This is a genomic window from Sphingomonas segetis, assembly GCF_009720245.1.
GTDB classification, from domain to species: Bacteria; Pseudomonadota; Alphaproteobacteria; order Sphingomonadales; family Sphingomonadaceae; genus Sphingomicrobium; species Sphingomicrobium segetis.
Window position 1 is genome coordinate 1 of record NZ_WJSQ01000150.1, and the last position, 6340, is coordinate 6340.

The 6340-nt window shown below is 66.3% G+C and carries 8 protein-coding genes; 6 read left to right on the forward strand and 2 right to left on the reverse strand.

All coding sequences use genetic code 11. From position 1 onward, the window contains the following. Positions 1-1471 (forward strand): winged helix-turn-helix domain-containing protein (locus GH737_RS12150; protein ID WP_196233145.1); only part of this gene is annotated, 1471 nt, incomplete at its 5' end. Here GH737_RS12150 and GH737_RS12155 read toward each other — a convergent pair. Continuing rightward, positions 1468-3531, reverse strand: coding sequence for a TonB-dependent receptor (locus tag GH737_RS12155; protein WP_155265074.1), 2064 nt, complete (start codon positions 3529-3531; stop codon positions 1468-1470). The genes GH737_RS12150 and GH737_RS12155 overlap by 4 nt on opposite strands. Positions 3532-3775: 244 nt before the next feature. On the opposite strand from GH737_RS12155, the gene secE reads away from it, so the two are divergent. Both secE and nusG read left to right on the forward strand, forming a co-directional pair. Next, the gene (gene secE, locus GH737_RS12160) at positions 3776-3973 is read left to right on the forward strand and encodes a preprotein translocase subunit SecE (RefSeq protein WP_155265075.1); all 198 of its coding nucleotides are present in this window, start codon (positions 3776-3778) and stop codon (positions 3971-3973) included. 10 nt (positions 3974-3983) lie between these two features. Continuing rightward, the gene (gene nusG, locus GH737_RS12165) at positions 3984-4520 is read left to right on the forward strand and encodes a transcription termination/antitermination protein NusG (RefSeq protein ID WP_155265076.1); all 537 of its coding nucleotides are present in this window, start codon (positions 3984-3986) and stop codon (positions 4518-4520) included. A gap of 6 nt (positions 4521-4526) precedes the next feature. Here the strand turns inward: nusG and GH737_RS12170 are convergent, their stop codons facing one another. Further along, positions 4527-5183: a response regulator transcription factor gene (locus GH737_RS12170; RefSeq protein ID WP_155265077.1), complete on the reverse strand. Its 657-nt coding sequence runs from the start codon at positions 5181-5183 to the stop codon at positions 4527-4529. 110 nt (positions 5184-5293) lie between these two features. Here GH737_RS12170 and GH737_RS12175 point away from each other — a divergent pair, with 110 nt between their 5' ends. From GH737_RS12175 to GH737_RS12185, 3 genes are all read left to right on the forward strand, one after another. After that, positions 5294-5743 carry a MarR family winged helix-turn-helix transcriptional regulator gene (locus GH737_RS12175; protein WP_155265078.1) on the forward strand — a complete coding sequence of 150 codons (450 nt, stop codon included), beginning with the start codon at positions 5294-5296 and terminating at the stop codon, positions 5741-5743. A 15-nt stretch (positions 5744-5758) separates the two neighbouring features. Continuing rightward, a complete protein-coding gene (locus GH737_RS12180; RefSeq protein ID WP_155265079.1) occupies positions 5759-5974 on the forward strand; it encodes a hypothetical protein in 216 nt (71 codons plus the stop codon). Positions 5975-5998: 24 nt separating this feature from the next. Further along, positions 5999-6340 (forward strand): response regulator transcription factor (locus GH737_RS12185; RefSeq protein ID WP_196233146.1); only part of this gene is annotated, 342 nt, incomplete at its 3' end.

Genomic DNA, 6340 nt, shown 5'->3' on the forward strand with positions numbered 1-6340 from the left:
GAGCCGGACGGTCGCCGGACCCGGCGGCACCGCCGACGTCGAGCCGCGCGTGATGCAGGTGCTGGTCGTGCTCGCCGAAGGCGCCGGCCAGGTGGTCACGCGCGAAGCCTTGTTCCAGCGCTGCTGGGGCGGAGTCTATGTCGGCGACGACAGCCTCAACCGCGCCGTCGGGGCGATCCGCAAGCTGGCTGCCGAAATCGCCGACGGGAGCTTCGAGATCGAGACGATCCCCCGGACCGGCTACCGGCTCAAAGGCGATATCGCCGGCTTGGGAAAGGGCTGCGTCGATGGGAAGGCGGGCCGGTCGGCCTCGGCAACATTGACGAGGCGGGCGGCCATTGGCGGGGCAGCGGCCCTTGCGGCCGCCGGCAGCGGGGCCTGGCTTCTCCTGCGTACGAAGTCGAATCCGCGATTTGAAGCCGTGATGGCGCGGGGCGGCGAAGCCTTTCGCAATGGTTCGGCGTTCGAACAGGCCGCCATCGGCGCCAACAACAATCCGAAGATGGTGGCTCTGTACGAGCAAGCGGTTCAACTCGAGCCCGCGAGCGCTCGCGCCTGGGGCTTGCTCGCCTATTTCCGGAGCGCCGCGGCCGACGAAGCCTCCGGCGCCGATTCACCCGGGGTCGTTGCGCGGGCGGAAATGGCAATCCGGCGCGCTCTGGAACTGGATCCAGGCGAGCCGAATGCCCGGGTCGCCATGTTCCTCCTGCAAGGACCGATGCTCGATTGGGCGACGCGCGACCGGCAACTTCGCGAAATCCTGTCCAGCAATCCCGCGAATATCCCGGCGATGCTCGAACTGATGCCGCTTCTCCAGGCCGCAGGCCTGACTCGCGAATCCTGGCTTTGGAACGAGCGCATACTCAAAGAGTCGCCGTTCATGCGGGCGTGTCTCGTCGTTCGCGCTTTGAAATTGTGGATTCTCGGAAAGACGCGCGAAGCGGATGGCGTCATCAATCGAGTGATCGGTCTATGGCCGGACTATTGGTTCGCGAATTATGCGCGCTTCACTATCCTCGCCCTGTCGGGAAGGCCGCGAGCGGCACGGACGATCCTCGATGGCTCGCGCGGATTGCCGGATGGCGAAACTCGGCGTTTGGTCCTCGACGCCCTGGAGTTCCGAACGCCGTCGGCCGTTGAAGCAGCGCGATCCGCGGCTCTCAGGATCGCGCAAAGCACGCCCCAGCTCGCGAACGACATGGTCATGTACCTGTGCGCGCTCGGTCTGCCTGACACCGCTTTCGACGTCACCGAAGGCTTCCTGCTGTGGCGGGGCAAGTTTCTCAGCACCGATCGGTCGAACAGCAAGGAAGTCGACGACTACAACCGCCGCATGACACAGTGGCTGTTCACCCCGCCGGTCGCTAATTTGAGAGCGGATCCCCGCTTTGCCAAGCTGTCCGACGAATTCGGGCTGACCGCTTACTGGCGCGCACGCCGCCTGAAGCCGGATTATCTCGTCTACGGTTAGAAGCGGCCGTCGAGTCCCACTCCGATCTCCCGCGCATCGTTGGTCGTGGCATCGACGTTCGGTCGATCGCGCAAATCGCTCCAGCCGATGATGTGGAACTTGTCGAACAGGTTCTGGGCATAGGCGAACATGGTGAAGCGCCGGCGCTGCCAGCTCACGCGCGCGTCGACCGTGGTGACGGGCGCGATGCGAAAGTCCGGCGTTTCCGCATCGTCTCCGAAATAGCCGCTGCTGTGCCGTACCTGCGCCGAAAGGCTGACGCTGCGGACCGGCGCCCAATCGACTCCGGCGGTCCCGGTAAATCGCGGCGCGCCGGCAAACTCCTTGCCGAGGATTTCGTCCGTCGGAAGCAGCGTCTTCGTCAACTTGGTCCGCAGCAACCCGCCCGCACCGCGCAGCGTCAGGTTCGCGGCCGGCTTGTAGCCGAGCTCGAGCTCGGCGCCGTAGCTATGGGCGCGCGGCGCATTGGCGATGCCCGAAAGGCCGACGCAGCCGGTCGGCGTCGGGAAGCAGACGTCGAGCGTCCGCTGTGCATCCTTGATGTCGTTGTAGAACAAATTGCCGTTGAGGTTCAGCGCGCCGCCAAGCAGCGCCGCGCGGACGAACGACTCGTAGTCCCACAGATATTCGGGCGCGAACTGGACGATGATATGCCGGCCGGGGTCGAGCGTGACGCCGCCAGGATTGTACGCCCGCTGCACCATCGCCCCGACCCGCACGTCCGGCGTGACGTCGTAGGCAGCGCTAACTTTGGGCAGGAACGCACGTGCGGTCCTCTCGATATCGACGGGCAGGTCGGGCGAGGCGCGCAGCACGCCCGCGCGCTTCTTCGAGTCGCTCTGCAGCCGCATTCCCGCCGTCAGTGAGAGGCGGTTCGTCGCGCGCCAGGCCGCCTCGCCGAACAGGGCGCGGCTGCGCTGGCGGTCGTCGAACGTGCCGATTCCGAAAGGCGTGACCGAAAGGTCGATGAACTGATCAAGGTCCATCGCCGACCAGCTCACCCCGCCGATCGCGCTCAGGCGTCCTTCGGGGGTCCATGCCAGCAGCGATTCCACCGACCCGTCACGGCCGTGGCTTTTCGTCTGCCCGAAGCCGCGCGGCGCTCGCCGCTGGGCGCTGGTATCGCCCGCGCTCGCTGTCGTGCGCGATTCGAGCGACGGGCCGACGGGAAAGCTCAGCGAGCCTGTCAGCGAGTCGATGTTCACCTTGAAGTCGCCGAAGATATAGGCGGGATCGCGGCGCTCGCTGAATGGCCGCCGCGCGAGCTCAACCTGGGGCGCTTCAGACTCCACGTGCGCATAGGTCAGCAGCAGCCGCAGCCCCGGCAATGCGCGCGGCTCGGCGAGCAGCTTGACCCGCTCCGTCCCGTAGACGTCCCTGTTGAGGTCGACCCCCGCGACCGGCCCGCTGAGCTCGTTCGACGTGCGGGCGCGATAGAGGTCGCCCGAAACGCGGATGGCGAGCTGGTCGTCGATCGGCGGCACGGACAGCGCCGCGGATGCCTGCCGCCGGTGAAGCTGCCCGGCGATGACCCGCGCGCGGCCTTCGAGCCGATAGCTCGGGTCGGTCGTGTGGATGAAGATCGCACCCGCGATCGAGTTGACGCCCTGGGTGGTCGTCTGCGGGCTGCGGAATACCTCGACACGGTCGACGTCCCACAACCCTTCCGGGCTGAACGCGAATTCGTTGAAGGTGATCGTCCGGCCGTCGACCTGCACCACCGTCCGCGGCCGCGCTCCGCCGAGGAACGCCGGCAGCCCACCGAGCACGCCGGCGCTGTTCTGGCCGCGGATGATCGGCATGTCGCGCTTCGACCCGATGAGCACGTTGGGGACGAACTGCAGCACGTCCTGCATGCGGTCGGGCGCCGCCATCCGCTCGAGGTCGCGCCGGTCGAACACCGCAACGCTCGATGTCGTGTCCTTGAGCGAGCGCTTCACCCGTTCGCCGGTGACCACAATCGTTTCGCGTCGATCGGGAGGGTCAGGGGGCGGCACGGCGGCGGGCGGCAGCGCCGAAGCCCCCGCGGCGACCGCCCAGCACAGCCATGCCACCCCCATGCCCGAGCCCTCCTGCCGAGCAATTTCCGGCACTAAACTGCGGCAATATAACAAAAGCGTTCGCGCGGCACCTTAACTTTCGACAAGTGCCGCCGCGCAGCTTGGCGTTCGCGCCGGCGCGAGCGAGCTTGAAGACTCGGGCGACCGGCGCTAAATGACCGCCAGCCCCGCCGGCCGCCCATCCAACCAAGGGCGTCCCGCGGGGCGCTTTTCTATCCGCAACTCGAGAAGAAGAAGCAGCGAAGTGGCGAAAGTCTCCGTCGGTCAGTTCATCAACCAGGTCAAAGCGGAAACCGCCAAGGTCTACTGGCCGACGCGCAAGGAAACCGTCTCGACCGCGATCATGGTCGTGATCCTCTCGCTCACCCTCGCCTTCTTCTTTTTCGCTATCGACGCCGTCTTTTCGAGCACGGTCAAGTTCCTGCTGAGCTTCCTGGGTTAGGTCCGAAACAATGTCCCGCTGGTACATCATCCACGCTTATTCCGGCTTCGAGAACAAGGTCCGCGACTCGATCCAGAGCGAGGCGGGCCGCCTCGGCCTGACCCCGTTCGTCGAGCAGATCGAGGTCCCGACCGAGACCGTGACCGAGATCAAGCGCGGCAAGAAGGTGCAGTCCGAACGCAAGTTCATGCCCGGCTACGTCCTCGCGCGGCTCGATATGAACGACCAGGTCTACCACCTCGTCAAGAACACGCCCAAGGTCACCGGCTTCCTCGGCCCCGGCGGCAAGCCCCAGCCGATCCCCGACGCCCAGGCCGCGCGGATGCTGTCGAGCGAGGCCGAAGCCGCTTCCGCGCCCAAGCAGAAGATCAGCGTCGACTATGAGATCGGCGACAGCGTCAAGGTCCTCGACGGCCCGTTCGCGAGCTTCAACGGGATCGTCGAAGAGCTCGACTTCGACCGTGGCCGGGTGAAGGTCAGCGTTTCCATCTTCGGCCGCGCGACGCCCGTGGAGCTTGAGTTCGAGCAGGTCGAAAGGGTCAAGTAAGGCGGTTCAGCCGCTTGCCGGCTGCACCGCCCGGACCTCGGCAAGACGCCCGATCTCCAGCGCCTCCCCCGTTGTGCCGGCGCCGAGCTTGTCGAGCATGCGCGCCCGGTGCATCTCGACCGTCCTCGGACTGAGGTCGAGATCGCGGGCGATGAGCTTGTTCGAAGCGCCGGAGAGCAGGCGCTCGAGTACGTCGCGCTCGCGCGGAGAAAGTTTCGCGACGCGCCGCCGAGCGTCGCGGGCAGCCGATTTCGACTGGAGCGTCGCCGCGAAGTCGTTGTCGATGGCGTTGAGCCGGGCCAGCAATTCCTCGGAGAGGAACGGCTTTTCGATGAAGTCGGCAGCGCCCGCCTTGATGCTCCTCACTGCGGTCGCGATTTCACCCGCCCCGGTCATCATCACCACCGCGAAATGGTCGAACCCAGACGGATCGCGCTCGATCAGGTCCAGTCCGCTGCCGTCACCGAGATTGACGTCAAGGAGGAGGATGCCGGGCTCCAGCTCGTGCGAACGCTCGGCGAACTCCAGGCACGAAGCGAACCCTTCGGCCTCCCACCCGGCGGCCTTGAGCAGCACCATCAGCGAGCGCCGGAACGGCTCGTCATCGTCGACGACATAGACGCGGCGGGCGGGCGTGAGGACGTGCGCCGGAGCGGCGTTCATGTCCCTGCTCCCCGCGCGTACGGTAGCATTACTGTAGGTAATATACCGATATCGCCGAACCGCCTGTTTTCGCCGAAAGGGTTCCCGCCGAATGAGAATTGGAGGACAAGGTGAACCAGGCCGCACTCAAGGCATTCGATCAGCGGGCCACGGATTGCGCTCCTGAGTCGAGTTGCAACTCGAACGTGGTCCTGCCGTTCGTTCAGCCCGACAACGGCATTACGGCCGAAATCGTCCGCGGAACCTGCGAGCTCCGGCGGAAGCGCGATGACGCTTTCGCCGGCAAGCTGTTCGGGGATCCCACCTGGGACATGCTTCTGCAGCTCTACGCCGCGCATCTCGACTCGCTGCGCATGAGCATCGGGCGCCTGACACGGTTGTGCGGTGTTCCGGCAACCACCGTTCTTCGGCGGCTCGCAATGCTCGAGGATCGCAATCTCGTGACCCGTACGAACGACCCGTTCGACGCTCGCCGGGTTTATGTCGCGCTGGCCCCCGCCGGTGTGGAGGCGATGGAATCCTGCTTCATCGCTTCCGGCCGCCGCGCCGCGTTCCTCTAGGCAGTGGCGGCGACCATGACCATGACCGATCCCGACTACTGGCTTCAGCGCTACGCGACCGCGATCGAGAATGCGGTCGATGCGCCAGGCGAGCCGTCGCGCAGCGCTTATCTGGATCTCGCGGACCATTATTGGTCGATGCACGTGATGAGCGGCGGCCTTCCGGCCTCGTCGAGGAGGCGCTGCCATGAACGGCACGCGGACGCGCTCGTGATGCACTGGGCCGCGTGAGTGCCAGGCCCTGGCAGGAAATGCGTGTACGTGATCGACGACGACGAAGGCGTGCGCAATTCGACGGTCTTCCTCCTCGCGACGCTCGGCTATGACTGCGTAACGTTCGCTGGGGCAGCGCCCTTCCTCGACGCGGCCGACGCGCTCCCCCGGGGATGCGTTCTGACCGACCTCCGAATGCCCGACATGGACGGCTTCGAGCTTGCCGAGGCGCTCCGCCGCCGCGGCGTCGGCTGGCCGGTTCTGTTGATCACCAGCGACTCCGGCGGCAGGCTCGATCGCCGCGCTGCGCAGCTCGGCTTCGCCGGCGTGCTGCAGAAGCCGCTGGACGCCGACCGGCTCGACGAGGCGCTCGCCAGCGCCTTC